General features: G+C 63.6%; 13 protein-coding genes. 6 read left to right on the top strand and 7 right to left on the bottom strand.

Annotation, left to right across the window (positions count from 1 at the left end; translation table 11 throughout):
* Window positions 1–45: 45 nt before the first annotated feature.
* Complete coding sequence (gene pheT, locus HXS65_RS05365) at window positions 46–2430, top strand: phenylalanine--tRNA ligase subunit beta (RefSeq protein ID WP_176493406.1); 2385 nt, start codon at window positions 46–48, stop codon at window positions 2428–2430.
* Between the two features lie 26 nt (window positions 2431–2456).
* Complete coding sequence (gene ihfA / locus HXS65_RS05360; RefSeq protein WP_103751403.1) at window positions 2457–2819, top strand: integration host factor subunit alpha; 363 nt, start codon at window positions 2457–2459, stop codon at window positions 2817–2819.
* A 138-nt stretch (window positions 2820–2957) separates the two neighbouring features.
* Here ihfA and HXS65_RS05355 read toward each other — a convergent pair whose 3' ends face one another.
* Both HXS65_RS05355 and HXS65_RS05350 read right to left on the bottom strand, forming a co-directional pair.
* Window positions 2958–4352 carry a TrkH family potassium uptake protein gene (locus tag HXS65_RS05355; protein ID WP_240704230.1) on the bottom strand — a complete coding sequence of 465 codons (1395 nt, stop codon included), beginning with the start codon at window positions 4350–4352 and terminating at the stop codon, window positions 2958–2960.
* Window positions 4349–5002 carry a TrkA family potassium uptake protein gene (locus tag HXS65_RS05350; RefSeq protein WP_077374629.1) on the bottom strand — a complete coding sequence of 218 codons (654 nt, stop codon included), beginning with the start codon at window positions 5000–5002 and terminating at the stop codon, window positions 4349–4351. The genes HXS65_RS05355 and HXS65_RS05350 overlap by 4 nt, the downstream gene beginning before the upstream one ends.
* 408 nt (window positions 5003–5410) lie before the next feature.
* Here HXS65_RS05350 and HXS65_RS05345 point away from each other — a divergent pair, with 408 nt between their 5' ends.
* Window positions 5411–6868 carry a sodium-dependent transporter gene (locus tag HXS65_RS05345; RefSeq protein WP_176493405.1) on the top strand — a complete coding sequence of 486 codons (1458 nt, stop codon included), beginning with the start codon at window positions 5411–5413 and terminating at the stop codon, window positions 6866–6868.
* 170 nt (window positions 6869–7038) lie between these two features.
* On the opposite strand, the gene lapB is transcribed toward HXS65_RS05345, so the two are convergent.
* The 3 genes from lapB to HXS65_RS05330 form a co-directional block, all read right to left on the bottom strand.
* Window positions 7039–8217 carry a lipopolysaccharide assembly protein LapB gene (gene lapB / locus HXS65_RS05340; RefSeq protein WP_084208132.1) on the bottom strand — a complete coding sequence of 393 codons (1179 nt, stop codon included), beginning with the start codon at window positions 8215–8217 and terminating at the stop codon, window positions 7039–7041.
* Window positions 8218–8523: a lipopolysaccharide assembly protein LapA domain-containing protein gene (locus HXS65_RS05335; protein ID WP_077374623.1), complete on the bottom strand. Its 306-nt coding sequence runs from the start codon at window positions 8521–8523 to the stop codon at window positions 8218–8220.
* Between the two features lie 119 nt (window positions 8524–8642).
* Window positions 8643–8939: an integration host factor subunit beta gene (locus tag HXS65_RS05330; RefSeq protein ID WP_077374621.1), complete on the bottom strand. Its 297-nt coding sequence runs from the start codon at window positions 8937–8939 to the stop codon at window positions 8643–8645.
* A gap of 268 nt (window positions 8940–9207) precedes the next feature.
* Between HXS65_RS05330 and HXS65_RS05325 the strand changes: the two genes are divergently transcribed.
* Window positions 9208–9483, top strand: a complete 276-nt coding sequence (locus HXS65_RS05325) for a succinate dehydrogenase assembly factor 2 (RefSeq protein WP_077374619.1) — start codon at window positions 9208–9210, stop codon at window positions 9481–9483.
* 55 nt (window positions 9484–9538) lie between these two features.
* Window positions 9539–10246, top strand: coding sequence for a hypothetical protein (locus HXS65_RS05320; RefSeq protein ID WP_176493404.1), 708 nt, complete (start codon window positions 9539–9541; stop codon window positions 10244–10246).
* Here the strand turns inward: HXS65_RS05320 and nadB are convergent, their stop codons facing one another.
* Window positions 10247–11980: an L-aspartate oxidase gene (nadB, locus tag HXS65_RS05315; RefSeq protein WP_176493403.1), complete on the bottom strand. Its 1734-nt coding sequence runs from the start codon at window positions 11978–11980 to the stop codon at window positions 10247–10249. It abuts the gene before it with no gap.
* Window positions 11977–13245 (bottom strand): FUSC family protein, encoded by a 1269-nt coding sequence (locus tag HXS65_RS05310; protein WP_136938683.1) that lies wholly within the window; start codon window positions 13243–13245, stop codon window positions 11977–11979. The genes nadB and HXS65_RS05310 overlap by 4 nt, the downstream gene beginning before the upstream one ends.
* 440 nt (window positions 13246–13685) lie before the next feature.
* On the opposite strand from HXS65_RS05310, the gene HXS65_RS05305 reads away from it, so the two are divergent.
* Window positions 13686–15083, top strand: coding sequence for an aspartate ammonia-lyase (locus HXS65_RS05305; RefSeq protein ID WP_077374611.1), 1398 nt, complete (start codon window positions 13686–13688; stop codon window positions 15081–15083).
* Window positions 15084–15132 lie beyond the last annotated feature (49 nt).

Genomic DNA, 15132 nt, shown 5'->3' with positions numbered 1-15132 from the left:
CGTATCGCGCCGTGAGGGCGTGAACTTACGGAACAGGACAGCAAGATGAAATTTTCCGAACAGTGGCTGCGTGAGTGGGTGTCGCCGGAACTGAACACCCAGCAGCTGGCCGATCAGGTCACCATGGCCGGCCTGGAAGTCGATGGTATCGAGCCCGTCGCCGGTGAGTTCACCGGTGTTGTCGTGGCCGAGGTCAAGGACAAGCAACCGCATCCGGAGGCTGATCGCCTCAACGTCTGTCAGGTGGATGATGGCAGTGGTGAGCTGGTGCAGGTCGTGTGTGGCGCGCCGAATGTCGCCGCCGGTCAGAAGGTGCTCTTCGCCCAGGTCGGCGCGAAGCTTCCGGGTGACTTCAAGATTCGCAAGGCCAAGCTGCGCGGTGTCGAATCCCGCGGCATGATCTGCGGTGCCTCCGAGCTGGGTCTGGAGGCGGAAGCCTCCGACGGCATCATGGTGCTGGCCGCGGATGCGCCGGTGGGCCGTGATGCCCGTGACTTCCTGAACCTCGACGACAACGCCATCGAGGTCGATCTGACCCCGAACCGCGGTGACTGCCTGAGCGTCAAAGGCCTGGCACGCGAAGTCGGTGTGCTCAATCGTCTTGCCGTCACGGCACCGAGCATCGAGCCGGTCGCGGCCCAGATCGACGACACCTTCCCAGTCACCGTCAGTGCGCCGCAGGCCTGCCCGCGCTATCTGGGGCGTGTGGTGCGCGACGTCAATGTCGCCGCGACCACCCCGCTGTGGCTGGAGGAGCGTCTGCGTCGCAGTGGTATCCGCAGCATCGACCCCGTCGTCGACGTCACCAACTACGTGCTGCTGGAGCTCGGTCAGCCGATGCACGCCTTCGATCTGGCGCGCCTGAACGGTGGCATCGAGGTGCGCATGGCGGCCGCTGAAGAGCCGCTGACGCTGCTCGACGGTCAGGAAGTCGCGCTACGTGACGACACCCTGGTCATCGCCGACGAGAAGGGCCCGCTGGCCATCGCTGGCGTGATGGGCGGCGAAGGCAGTGGCGTGAACGGCGAGACGCACGACATCTTCTTCGAGTCGGCCTTCTTCGCGCCGTTGAGCGTGGCTGGCAAGGCGCGCAGCTATGGCCTGCACACCGACAGCTCGCATCGTTTCGAGCGGGGTGTGGACGCGCAGCTGCAGCGTGATGCCATCGAGCGGGCGACGGCTCTGCTGCTCGAGATCACCGGCGGCAAGCCGGGCCCGATCATCGAGGTCGCAAGCGACGCAGCGCTGCCCAAGGCCGCCGTCGTCAGCCTGAGCGGCGCCAGTGTCGAGCGCACGCTGGGCATGGCATTGCCGGATGCCGAGATCGTCGAGATCCTCGAGCGTCTGGGCATGCAGGTCGTGGCCGATGGCGAGAGCCAGTGGCAGGTGACGGTGCCGAGCTGGCGTTTCGATGTCAGCATCGAGGCTGACCTGATCGAGGAGCTGGCGCGCATCCACGGCTACAACAATCTGCCGGTCAGCCGCCCGAACGCGCGCCTGGCACCGGCCGTGGCCAATGAGACCACCCAGCCGCTGACCAGTCTGCGTCGTCAGCTGGTGGCGCGGGGCTATCAGGAAGCGATCAGCTACAGCTTCGTCGCCCCTGAGCTGCAGAAGACGCTGGACCCGCACGGGGTGGCGCCGGCACTGGCCAACCCGATTTCCAGCGACATGGCCGTGATGCGCAGCTCGCTGCTGCCGGGGCTGGTCAAGGCACTGAGTCACAACCTCAATCGTCAGCAGTCGCGCGTGCGCCTGTTCGAGACCGGGCTTGTGTTCCGTGGTGAGCTGGACTCCCTCGAGCAGACACCGATGATCGGTGGCCTGATCACCGGGGCACGTCTGCCGGAAGGCTGGAATGGCGGTCGTGACAAGGTCGACTTCTTCGATCTCAAGGGCGATGTCGAGGCACTGCTGGCACTGGGCGGCAACCTGGATGCCTGGCGTTTCGAGGCTGCCGAGCATCCGGCGCTTCATCCGGGTCAGTCCGCTCAGCTGTTCTACAACGGCGAGCCGGCAGGCTGGATGGGGGCTTTGCACCCGGCGGCGCGTGCCGAACTCGGCCTGAAGGTCGAGGTGTTCGTGTTCGAGATCACGCTGGCCGCTGCTTGTGCGGGCCGTCTGCCGCGCTTTGCACCGCTCTCCAGGTATCCGGAAGTGCGTCGTGACCTGGCCTTCGTGGTCGAAGAGGGCGTGCACGTGCAGTCGCTGCTCGACGCCATCCGCTCGCAAGCCGGGGAATGGCTGACGGATCTGCGCCTGTTTGACGTCTATCAGGGCCAGGGGGTAGCCGATGGTCACAAGTCGCTCGCTCTGGGCTTGACCTGGCAGCATCCTTCGCGCACGCTGAATGATGAGGAAATCAATCAGTTAGTCGATGCGATCGTCGCCGATGGCCACACACGTTTCGGGGCGGCGCTGAGAGCATGAGTCGCCACTTGAACGAGGGAGCGGACATGGGAGCGTTGACCAAGGCGGAACTCGCCGAGCATCTCCATGCAGAGCTTGGCATGTCCAAGCGCGAAGCCAAGTCGATGGTCGAAGTCTTCTTCGATGAGATTCGTGGCTGCCTGCGTGAGAACGAACAGGTGAAGCTGTCCGGTTTCGGCAACTTCGATCTGCGTGACAAACGCGAGCGTCCGGGGCGCAATCCCAAGACAGGCGAGGAGATTCCGATCTCCGCGCGTCGCGTGGTGACCTTCCGTCCTGGCCAGAAACTCAAGGCTCGGGTGGATGAGTACGATGGCGAAGGCCATACCCATCAGCGCCTTGAGGAGCATGACGACCACGATGATCATCATGATGACGATGATCACTGAGGTCGCTGGTCGAAGCCGTTGCCGTTGAGCCATTGACAGCTTCGCCGCTCCTGTCGTTCGAGTGAAAAGCCCCGATGCCCTGCATCGGGGCTTTCGTCGTTCAGGGGGAGAGAAAGTGCGTCAGACAAGTCGTGCTGCCTAGCCGATGGAGAGTTCGGTGCGTGCATAGCTGACGCCGGGACGGCTGCGGGTCGCCAGCAGGTAACCCAGTGCCAGCGGGCCGGTGCGTCCCAGCAGCATGGTGATGATGATCAACCACTGTCCGGGAGCGGAAAGCTCCGGCGTCACCCCCAGGCTCAGTCCCACGGTGCCGAACGCCGAGACCGTCTCGAAGGCCAACGACCGGAAGTCGTGGTCGGGGTCGGTGATGGTCAGCCCGAACAGCATGCTGAAGATCAACAGCATGCCGGCCAAGGCCACGGCGATGGCCTTGAAGACAGTCTCGTCTCCGATACGGCGGCCATGCAGGGTCGGTGAGTGTCTCTGGCGCAGGAAGGCGCGAGTGGTCAGCAGCAGCACCACGAAGGTGGTGATCTTGATGCCACTGGCCGTCGAGCCACTCCCGCCACCGATGAACATCATCGCCATGGTCCAGAGGGTCGAGGCCTGTGTCATCGCGGAGGTATCGAACATGCTGAAGCCGGCGGTACGGGGCGTCACTGCCATGAAGGCTGCCGAGATGAAGCGTTCGCCATGATCACGCATGCCTGCCAGGGTATCGGGGTTGCCCCATTCAAGCGCCAGTATCACCACCAGGCTCAACAGGTTGAGTGCGATGGTGGCTTCCAGCACCAGGCGTGTCTGTACGGAGAAGCGTGAGGGGTGCAGCAGCACGCGCCACCCATGCTCACGCCTGCGCTCGCGCAGTTCGCCGATCACGGCAAAGCCGATGCCACCCGTCATGAAGAGCAGGCTGATGACGCTTGCGACCAGCGGGTTGCGGGATTCGCGCAACAGGCTGTCCGGCCACAGGGTGAAGCCGGCATTGTTGAAGGCCGAGACCGAGTGGAAGAGGCTCAGCCACATGCCGCGTCCCCAACCATGGCGTGGCACCCATTCGAGCGCCAGCAGCAGAGCGCCGCCCAGTTCAAGTGTCACCGCAAAGGCGGTGATGACCCTGAGCAGTCGGCCGATCTCGCGTGAGCTGCTGCGGTTGAGCGCTTCACGCAGCAGGCTGGTCTGATGCATCGGCAGTCGTTGCCCCAGCATCACTAGTGACAGGGCGGCGATGGTCATGAAACCGAGCCCGCCAAGCTGGATCAATACCAGCACGACGGCCTGCCCGGCGAAGGTGAACTCGCTGAGCGGGGTGACGGAAAGCCCGGTGACGGTCACCGCCGAGGTGGCGGTAAACAGTGCCGACAGCCAGCTGAGGCCCTCCTGATGCATGCCTGGCAGTTTCAGCAGGCAGGCCCCCAGCATGCTGAGTCCCAGAAAGCCGCCCAGCAGGATCTCCGGAGGCGACAGGTGGATGATGGGTCCGCGTGGGCCACGGGTCAGGGGGCGAAGATAGCGTCGGTAGCGCTGCCTCACAGATGCGCCCCCAGCTTGCGCAGCGCGCTCAGTTCGCCGATCAGTACCAGATGATCGCCAGCGGACAACTGCGTACTGCCGGAAGGCTTGCGATCGAGTGTCGCGCCCTTGCGCAAGGCGATCACGCTGATGTCCTCATCGATGGGGAGCTGATCGAGCTGTTGGCAGTCATCGCACAGACGCTCGCTGACCTCCAGCTCGACCACGAACTGGTGATCGCCCAGGTGGATGAAGTCGACCATGGCGTGATAGGCGAGGCTTTCCGCCACCCGCACGCCCAGGTCGTACTCCGGGTGCACGATGTGATCCACGCCCAGACGGCTGAGCAGCTTGTGATGCGCATCCGAGGTCGCCTTGACCCACAGTTCCCTGGCACCGAGTTCCTTGGCCAGCAGCGCGCAGATCAGGCTCTGCTCCATCGAGTCGGCCAGATCGATCAACACGGCGTCGAACTGTTCGAGGCCAAGCTCACGCAGGGCATGCTCATCGGTCGGGTCGGCAATGACGGCCTGATTGAGCAGGTCCGCCATGGCATTGAGACGTTTCTCATCGAGATCCACGCCGAGCACTTCATGGTCGTGGCGCCTGAGCTCCCGCGCGACGGTACTGCCGAAATACCCCAGTCCGATCACCGCGAATTGACGATGCATGACGACTCCTTGTCTGCGCTGCTTGAGAGGGCGAGAGACCTGTCAGCTCAGCGAATTCCGAGGCTCTGCCGCTAGCGCTTTCAGGTGCGCTCATGGATGAGCTTACTCCAGTGACTCGTCGATGTCGGCTTCCGCACCGAACCTCGCCCGACAGGGATTTCCCTTGCCAAGCGCCTGCTCTGATGGTCGTTTCAAATGTTACCAATTAGCAGTGGCTGATGTAGAGTGAATGGCGTCGCTTGGTAATGGCGCTATCGCAGACGTTTTGCGAGGTGCGTGTGGGGATTTTCCACAGGAATCGCGGACGAACATCCTTCTTATCAGTAAAATGGTCTGCGTGAGCACCCGAGACGGCAAGGCGTTGCGTCGATCACCACTGGCTCACAACAATAACTCGTAAGGTATTCCATGACGGCAAGACAGCAACCCAAGAATCTCTGGATCAGTCGCTGGGGGTTCATCCTTGCAGCTACCGGTTCCGCGGTAGGGCTGGGCAATATCTGGAAGTTTCCCTATATCACCGGTGAATATGGCGGAGGCGCCTTCGTGCTGGTGTATCTGGCCTGCATTCTCGCCGTGGGCGTGCCCGTGATGATGGCGGAGATCGCCTTCGGGCGTCGTGGTCGCGGCAGCCCCATCGAGGCGATCGCCAACCTGGCCCGGGAAGCGGGGGCCAGCCCGCTGTGGAAGGTCTTCGGTTGGATGGCGATGCTGGCCGGCTTCATGATCCTGTCGTTCTATGTCGTGGTCGCGGGGTGGTCCTTCAGCTACCTGTGGAAGATGGCCAGCGGGTCGCTGTCCGGACATGGCGTCGCTGAGCTGGGCGGTATCTTCGAGGCTGGCAACGCCAATCCCTGGGCACTGGGTGGCTGGGCGACGCTGGTGACGGTAGTGACGATGCTGATCGTCGGGCGTGGCGTGCAGGAGGGGGTCGAGAAGAGCGTGCGCTGGATGATGCCGGGCATGGTGATCATGCTGTTGATCATGATCGGCTACGCCCTGACCTCCGGCAACTTCTCGGCAGGCTTCCACTTCCTGTTCGACTTCGATGTCTCCCGATTGAGCAGTGAGGGCGTGCTGGCCGCGCTGGGGCATGCCTTCTTCACCCTGTCGCTGGCCTCCGGCGCCATCCTGACCTATGGCTCCTATCTGCCGTCAGGGACCTCCATCGCTCGCACCACCTTCACGGTCGCGATCGCCGATACGCTGGTGGCGCTGATGGCGGGACTCGCGATCTTCCCGATCATCTTCGCCAATGGCATGGACCCGTCCTCCGGTCCGGGGCTGATCTTCATGAGCCTACCGGTGGCCTTCAACCAGATGCCCTTCGGTCAGCTGTTCGGGGTACTGTTCTTCGCCATGCTCTCCATTGCCGCCTTGACGTCCGCGATCTCGATGATCGAAGCCACCGTCGCCTGGCTGTGCGAGAACCGCAACATGAGTCGCACCAAGGCATCGTGGCTAGCCGGAAGCGTGTTGTGGCTGGTCGCGATGTTCGCGATGCTGTCCTTCAATCTGGGCGCGGACTGGACCCTGGCCGGCAAGCACTTCTTCGACTGGCTGGATTACCTGACCTCGCGCTGGATGATGCCGATCGGTGGCATCGCCATGGCGCTGCTGGCCGGCTTCGTCTTCAAGAGCAGCATGTTGCGCGATGAGCTGGATCTGAGTGAGGGAGGCTACCGTATCTGGCTGTTCATGATTCGCTATGTCAGCCCGATCTGCATCGTGGCGATCTTCATCGATGCGCTTGGCGTGGCGGCCCTGAGTCTAGAGGACTGGCCGTATTTCCTGGGGGCCATCGTGCTGGCCTGCGGGGCAGGAGAGACGCTGTCACCGCGTCTGCGTGGGCCTCGCGTCGCCTGACAAGCCAGAGAGTCGAGGGCTTTCAGGCCCTGGAATGACGAGACGCCCCCGTCGCGAAAGCGGCGGGGGCGTCTTGCCTTCTGCTCGGGCGCACTTGGTCTGACGTGCTTGGTCTGACGGGCTTGAACTGACGGGCTGGTCCAGATGAGCGAGTCACGGAACGCGGGGGCTCATTCGCCCTCCAGTCCGGTGATCGGCTTGACGGTACCCCAGTGGCGACATTTCGGGCATTGCCACAGCAGCATCGAGGCCTCGAATCCGCAGCGGTGGCAGCGATGGCGAGGGCGTGCCTCGATCAGCTGCTGGGTATGGCGCTTGAGCAGGCTGAAGCGCTGGGTCTCGCGCTCATCGGCATCCAGCAGGTACAGGTCGAGCAGATAGTCGACACCCCGCAGGCTGGGGTGACGATGCAATTGCTCGCTGGCGAAGCTGACGGCGGCCTCGACTCCTTCCCGGCGCTCGATCAACTGGGCGAGACTGACCACCGTGGTGGTATAGGGGCCGCGCTCGACTTCCTGCTGCAGATAGCGCACCAGTCCGCTTTCGTCGTCCAGCATGTGGAATGCCTTGCCGAGCGGTTCGAGAATGATGGGAGTGAAGCCGGTGTCCTGACGCGGAATGCGCTGCAGCAGGCGAATACTCTGCTTGTAGTTGGCATGCTCGTATTCGATCTCGGCCAGCATCCAGTTGGCGCGCACACACTTCTCATCCGTGGAGAGTGCCTGCTTGAGGCGCTTGCGCGCCACCGCCTGACTGCCTTCGAGGATATCGAGGGCCGCCAGTTCGCAGTGCCAGTGGGCGGCGGCGCGTCGGATGCCACCTTCCTGACGCAGGATGGGGTGCGCGACCTCGAGGGCAGCCTCCCATTCTCGCTCACGCTCGAGCAGGTCGATCAGGAGGCGTCGGCCAGCGCGACGATGGTCATCGTGCTGGGCCTGCTTGAGAAGGGTTTCCAGCAGCTTCTCGGCGCGGTCGTAGACACCGCTGCGCATGAAGTCGCGGGCCAGTTCCAGCTGAACGCGTTCGCCCTGCTCGCTGTCGAGGGCCGGGCGTGCCAGCAGATTCTGGTGGATCTTGACGGCGCGGTCGACCTCCCCGCGACTGCGGTACAGGTTACCCAGCGCGATGTGGGTATCGACCGTGTCGCTGTTGACTTCCAAGGCCTGTACGAAGGTTTCGATGGCGCGATCAGGCTGCTCGTTGAGCAGATGATTGAGGCCAACGAAATAGTCGCGGGACAAGGTGGCAGGGGCGGGAGTTTGCGTAGTGGGGCGACGATCACGTCGCCCCAGCCAGAACCCGATGGCAATGGCGGCCATCAGCAGTCCCAGCAGTATCAGGTCAGGCATTTATGCCACTTCCTTGATCTCCTGGATGCGCAGCTGGTCCAGTTCCTTGCGTTGCTGCTGGTTGCGGCGCTGCGCGCGGGTCAACAGCGTGCGCAGGCGCAGATACATGCCGGTCATGGCGATCATGCCGAGCACGACGCCGATGGCCAGTGAAAACAGTAGCCACATGGAAAGTGAGGCAGCCGGAAGCTCGAGCCAGATGAGGTCGAGAGGCACGGTTTGCTGGTTGTGAACGGCAAACAGGATGCCGACCAGCAGAACGATCAGCAGGATCACGGCCAGAACGAGACCTTTTAGCCAGCGCATAACGGTTTCCTTGTCATGAAATGCAGTCGTGAATCATCGCCTGGCGAGTGTATCACCGGGCAAGCCGTGAGTCTCGACGTCAGCCGTGCGGCCTGAGGCCAGGCCGATGCCTTGTGGGCTCAGTAGCCGAGCGCGCGGCTGGCATCGACCTGTTCGCGCAGTTCCTTGCCCGGTTTGAAGTGCGGGACAAACTTGCCGTCCAGCTGGACGGGCTCTCCGGTCTTCGGGTTGCGTCCCAGACGCGGCTCACGGTAGTGCAGCGAGAAGCTGCCGAACCCGCGAATCTCCACGCGCCCCCCGTGGGCCAGCGCATCAGTGACATCATCGAGGATGATGCGAACGGCGGCTTCTACATCCTTGAGCGACAACTCAGGCTGTCGCATGGCTATCTGTTCGATCAGCTCGGACTTGGTCATCGGATCTCTCCATGCCTGCACCCTTGCGGGAAGGGTGATCGTGATGCGGCTGTCAGATGACCTCTTGTCGTCTGACGGACCCCCGCATCCTTGTGATTGTTATCTCCTCAGCATAATGGGCAAATCCTGAGAAAACAACGCACTACGAACATCATTGCCCATCACGACATGGATTGCCAATTCCTGTCGTGGCAAAGGGTCAACGGATGCTGCCAGACTCCCCCTCGGGTATACTGCCGGCATTGATGTGACGACTGAGGTTCGGGCAATGGATGAGATGATTCGCAAGCGCCTTCACTGGCACTCCCGCCGCGGCATGTGGGAACTCGATCTGCTGCTGTTGCCTTTTCTCGAGCAGCGCTTCGATGCGTTGAGTGAGCAGGACAAGGCCCTCTACGTGGAACTGCTCGCGGAAGAGGATCAGGATCTCTTCGTGTGGCTGATGAAGCGGGATCCGTGTGGCAATGAGGACTATCAGCGCCTGATCGATATGGTGATCGCCAATGCAGAACATGGCGAACGCGATCAGTTCAAGGGCCTCTGAGCAGGCCCTGCATGCTCAGGCGATTCTGCGCCTGATACTCCTGGCGTGCAGCCTCGTGCTGATGACGTGGCTGTTCGCTCGCCTGGCAGGACCTTCCGGCCTGGATGCCTGGTGGGCCTGCCGCACCCATGATGCTCTGCCTTTCGAGGCGGAGCATTGTGCTTTCTGGGGCATGATGCCGCCTTTGAACATCCATTCGGCCGTCATGGCCATGCTGGCCACAGGCGGGGTCTTGCAGGGGGTGGAAGCCTGGTGGTGGTGGCATCGCCGTGACCGGCATCGGGAGGTATGGTGGCTGGCGCTCGGGGCGGAGCCCGTGGGGGAAGGGGCGGAGCGCTCGGGGCTGGCCGCCATGCCAGAGGCAGAAACAGAGACAGAGACAGGTGAGGGAGGTGAGGAGGGCGAACTGGCGCACGACGAAGCCGAAGAGGAAAGTCCTCGCTCACCGGCATCACTCGACGAGACGCGCAGGCGGCACCCCGAGATGCGCCTTTGCTGGTGGTGGGCGGACGCGAACTCCGGTGGCTGGCAGCGTGTCGGCGTCACGCGCCTGTGGTGTTCGCCGCGACTGGTGGGCCTGCGCCTCACGTGCCCCGGTGAGCGCTCACGTACTCTGTGGCTATGGCCAGACAGCGCACCTCCAGCACAGCTGCATCGGCTGCGACTGTGGCTGCTGTGGCCACCTCTCGCCCACGACATGCCACGACAGCCGCCTGCCATCGAGCCGCTGATGGCCCGTATCGAGACTGATCGCCGCCAATGATCATCTGAGGTGAATCACGCTGTCACGTGCACGCGGTGCCGGCATGGGGTAATCGCGCACGAAGTGGAGCCCACGTGATTCATGACGTTGGTGAGCGCTGATCAACAACAGCGGCGCCAGAGTCAGCGCCTGATACAGGGCCAGGTGAGTGACACCTGCGCTGGCCCCTGAGTGCCTGCCTTGCCGGGAGAGTTCAGAGGAATGAGCGCGCTCTGACGAATGAGGGGGCTCACAGGCCAGCCAGGCCGCCATCTGATCCAGTGCCGCTTCCAGTCCCTGCTGGCTACGCTCGATGCCCGCCTGCAGGCTCATCAGGCGCCGCAACGCCGTGAGCCGCTCATCCGCTTCGCGATTCTCCAGGCACATCACGTGCTGCCAGAGTGCATGCCTGTCTTTCAGCCGGGTCAATAGTGCCTGCTGGCGGGGAGGCAGCTGTCCTCGTTCAGGCAGCATGCTCGTTGTGAGCGCCTGCGCCACTGGCCAGGTGTCGGGCGCCGATTCGCGCTCGGTGAGCGCCTCGCCGCAGGCGCGCGCCTGCACCAGGCATTCCAGCAATGAGTTGCTGGCCATGCGGTTGGCCCCGTGAAGCCCTGTACAGGCCACTTCGCCGATGGCCCACAGTCCTGCCAGATCACTCGCGCCATTCAATTCGGTGGCGATTCCGCCGCAGCTGTAATGTGCTGCCGGTACCACGGGAATCGGGGCTCGGGTGATGTCGATGCCACGCTCCCGGCAATGCGCCAGGATGGTCGGGAAGTGATGATGGATGGCCGCGGATCCCAGCGCACTGATATCGAGATGGACGTGATCCAGCCCGTGAGCGCGCATCTCGGCGAGGATGGCGCGCGCCACCACGTCGCGTGGTGCCAGCTCCAGGCGAGGGTCGTGATCCAGCATGAAGCGATGGCCATCGGGGCGCTTCAACAGGCCACCTTCGCCGCGCACGGCTTCCGAGATCAGGAACGGCGTTCCGGCCGGGTCGTACAGACAGGTGGGGTGAAACTGCTGGAACTCCAGATTCATCAGGCTGGCACCGGCACGCACGGCCATCGCCATGCCATCCCCGACGCTGGCGCTGGGGCTGGTGGCATGCGCAAACAGGCCGCTGGCACCTCCCGTGGCCAATACCAGATCGCGCACCGTCAGCAAGCGTTGCTGGCCGGTGCCATCGATGACCCGCAGTCCCGCGACCTGAGCCCCCTTCACCTCGATGTCCACGGCGAGCAGGTCATCGAGCACCTCGATGGCAGGATGTGACTCGACATGCTGACTGAGCGTATCCAGCAGCGCCCGCCCCGTGGCGTCGGCCGCATGGATGATGCGTCGCCGGCCGTGGCCGCCTTCCCGGGTGAGGTGATAGGGATAGCTGGCATCGGCTTCGGCTGGCGTGAAGGGGACGCCAAGCCCGATCAACCACTCGATGGCCTCGCGGGAATGTCCGACGGTAAAGCGCACCGCTCGCTCGTTGCACAGGCCGTCCCCCGCGATCAGCGTATCGGCGACATGCGATTCCACGTCATCCTCCGGGGCCAGTACCGCCGCGATGCCGCCCTGAGCCCAGCGGCTGGCGCCCTGGGCCTCCCGCGCCGGACGCAGCAGCGTCACGCGGCGCGAGCGCGACGCGGATGACGGCTGGTTGGCCAGGCTGAGCGCAAGGGTCAGGCCGGCCGCACCGCCGCCCACGATCAGAACATCGTGGTCACTGGTGGCAGTGATGTCATGCGCTGTGCTCATGCGTCTTTCCTTGGCGTGTCACCGGGTGCGGCGGCGGGCGAGCGGGAATGGGCGTCATCCCGGGTGTCAGGTGACTTCGCCTCGGGTGTCGGGGGCGTGCCGTCGCTGTCAGAGTCCTTGGGGACGGCTGTCTCGCCCGGGGTCGGGTCCTCCGGCAGGAAGATCCGGCGGGCATCACTGATCAGGCCATGGCCCGGCAGGCGCCGTTGCAGGCGCTCGCTGGGCAGACGTTCCAGCAGGGACAGCCGCTCCCCCAGGGCTTCCGTCAGGCGCGCGAGTTCACGATTCAGCCACAGATAGCCTGCCGGGCTGAACAGGGCGCGTCCTTTGCGGCTCTCGACATTGCGTACCTCGGCGTAGCGCTGCAGGTCGAACGGGGTCACCGTCAGCTCGATGTGCTGGCCGGTACGCACCTGGAAGGCCAGCGTGCCGAGGGCACGAGCCAGTCGGTGCTGGGCATCGCGCAGGCCCTCGAGTCCTTCGATGAACTCATGACCTTCTCGCGTGTTCCAGTGGGTTTCCTGCAGCAGCTCGATGGTCGAGATCATGCGCCGCTCGAACGACAGGATCTCCTCGATATCACCGCGCTGGATCCGGCCCTCACGCACCACGGCATCTACCAGTCCACGCTGCTTGACCAGCTGGGCGGAGGTGGCGCGCACCAGATTGAGCGTTTCCTCGATGCTGGAACGCTCTGCATTGGTGTGGTTGTGGTAGAGCCGCGCCAGCTTGTCGAGGTTGTCGGCCAGCAGGAAGCGGAAGACATCCGTCGCCTTCTGGGGCAGCAGGACCAGGCTGACCACGATACTGATCAAGGTGCCCAGTACCACGTTGAAGACGCGCCACAGGGCGATACCGAGATCATGATTGCCATCGCCCACCACCATCAGCAGGGTGACGCAGAACAGCAGCGAGCTGTAGCCATAGCGATTGCTGAAGGTGGCATTGAGCGCCAGCGCGATGCCGACCATGCTCCAGATGGGCACCACGCCGGGCAGCGGGTCCGCGACCAGTATCAGGATCAGCCCCCAGAGTCCCCCCAGCAGCGTGCCGAGCAGGCGCTGCGAGCCCTTGTCGAGCACGCCGCCGACGTGGGGCAGATTGCCCATCACCATCACGGTGCTGACCAGTGCCCAGGAGCTGTGCGGCAGATCGAACAGCTCGATGATGCTGAAACAGAGCGTCAGGGCGACGGTGACCCGCAGGATATGCAGGCGCTGGCGGTGCAGATAGGTGAAGTAGGGATTGTGCGATAGCCAGTTCATGCCGATTCCCCCTCGCGAATGACAAGACCGGGAGTGAGCAGGCGAGTCGCAGACATGGCGGGCATCAGCAGCAGAGAAGTGGACATCGGGTGCCAGGAGATTCCGTCGACAGAGAATGGAAGAGGATGTCGTGAGCGATGCCGCCGCGCACCGGCGCAGGCAGGGCGCGGCGGACCACCGAATCGCCGCACAGTGTAACCGACCCCCACGAGCTCGTCACAGCGCTTGGCATGCCAGAATCACGTTGTCATCAGCAGGTTAGTGGCGGGTCGTGAAGGGCAACGCGGAAATCTGATGATTGTTATTGATAATCACTACCATCAAGTGGCTTGATTGGATTCCCCCAAGGCCCCACGTGATCATGGGGGCAATCCATTCACGCCTACCGGCAGCGCCAGTCACACGAGCCGCTGCCTGGTGTCATCACAGGGAGTCATTGCATGAGCAGCCAGACCCGTCGCGAACAGGACAGCATGGGCGAACTCGAGGTGCCGGTCAGTGCACTCTACGGGGCGCAGACCCAGCGTGCGGTGGACAACTTCCCGGTCAGCGGCCAGCCTTTGCCGGCACCGTTCATCCAGGCGGTGGCGCGCATCAAGCTTGCCGCGGCAGAGGTCAATCTCGACCTCGAGTTGCTGGATGAGGCGCGTGCCGGTGCCATCGTCAAGGCGGCGCGCCAGATCATCGATGGCGAGCATGCGGATCAGTTCCCGGTCGATGTCTTCCAGACCGGTTCCGGCACCTCGACCAACATGAACGTCAATGAAGTGCTGACGCATCTGGCCAATGCCCAGCTGGAAAGCGAGAACAGCGACCTCAAGGTCGGCGCCAATGACCACGTCAACATGGGGCAGTCCAGCAACGATGTCATCCCGACGGCGATTCACCTGTCGGCGGTCATTGCCGTCACCGATACCTTGCTGCCTGCACTGCGTCATCTGCACGACGTGATCGCGAGCAAGGCGGCGGAGGTCGATGATGTCGTCAAGACCGGCCGCACCCACCTGATGGACGCGATGCCGATTCGTCTGAGTCAGGAGCTGGGGGCATGGCAATCCCAGGTGGCACAGGCCATCGAGCGCATCGAGGAGTCGCTGCCGCGTCTCGAGCGTCTCGCCCAGGGCGGCACGGCCGTCGGCAGTGGCATCAACGCGCATCCCGAGTTTGCCGAACGCATGGCCAAGCGCCTTTCGCTTCAGACCGGGCACGCCTTCCGTCCGGCCGACAGCTTCTTCGCGGCGCTGTCTTGTCAGGATTCCGCGGTCGAGCTTTCCGGCCACCTGCGGACCTACGCCGTGGCGATGATGAAGATCAGCAATGACCTGCGCTGGATGAACTCCGGGCCGTTGGCCGGGCTGGGCGAGATCGAGCTTGAGGCCTTGCAGCCGGGCAGCTCCATCATGCCGGGCAAGGTCAATCCGGTGATTCCGGAAGCCGCCGCCCAGGTGGCTGCCCAGGTGATGGGCAACGATGCCACCATCGGCATCGCCGGTCAGAGCGGCAACTTCCAGCTCAATGTCATGCTGCCGTTGATCGCCAACAATCTGCTGTCCTCGATCACGCTGAGCGCCAATGTCAGCCGCCTGCTGGCGGACAAGGCCATTGCCACCTTCACGGTGCGGCGGGACAACATCGAAGCGCCGCTGGCCAGGAACCCGATTCTGGTCACGGCACTCAATCCGGTGATCGGTTACAACGAGGCCGCACGTATCGCCAAGGTGGCCTATCAGGCCGGCCGGCCGATCCTCGAGGTGGCCGAGGAGGAGACGGATCTCGACCGTGAGACGCTGGAGCGTCTGCTGGACCCGGCCAAGCTGACCGAGGGCGGCATCCAGTAAGCGTGCCCCCGCAAGGCCGACAGCAAGCGTCAGCAGGCAAGAGTCAGCA

The organism is Cobetia sp. 5-25-4-2 (assembly GCF_013374075.1).
In the GTDB taxonomy this organism is placed as follows: Bacteria; Pseudomonadota; Gammaproteobacteria; order Pseudomonadales; family Halomonadaceae; genus Cobetia; species Cobetia marina.
The sequence above is the reverse complement of the archived record's forward strand: the minus strand, read 5'-3'. Positions and strand labels throughout refer to the sequence as shown.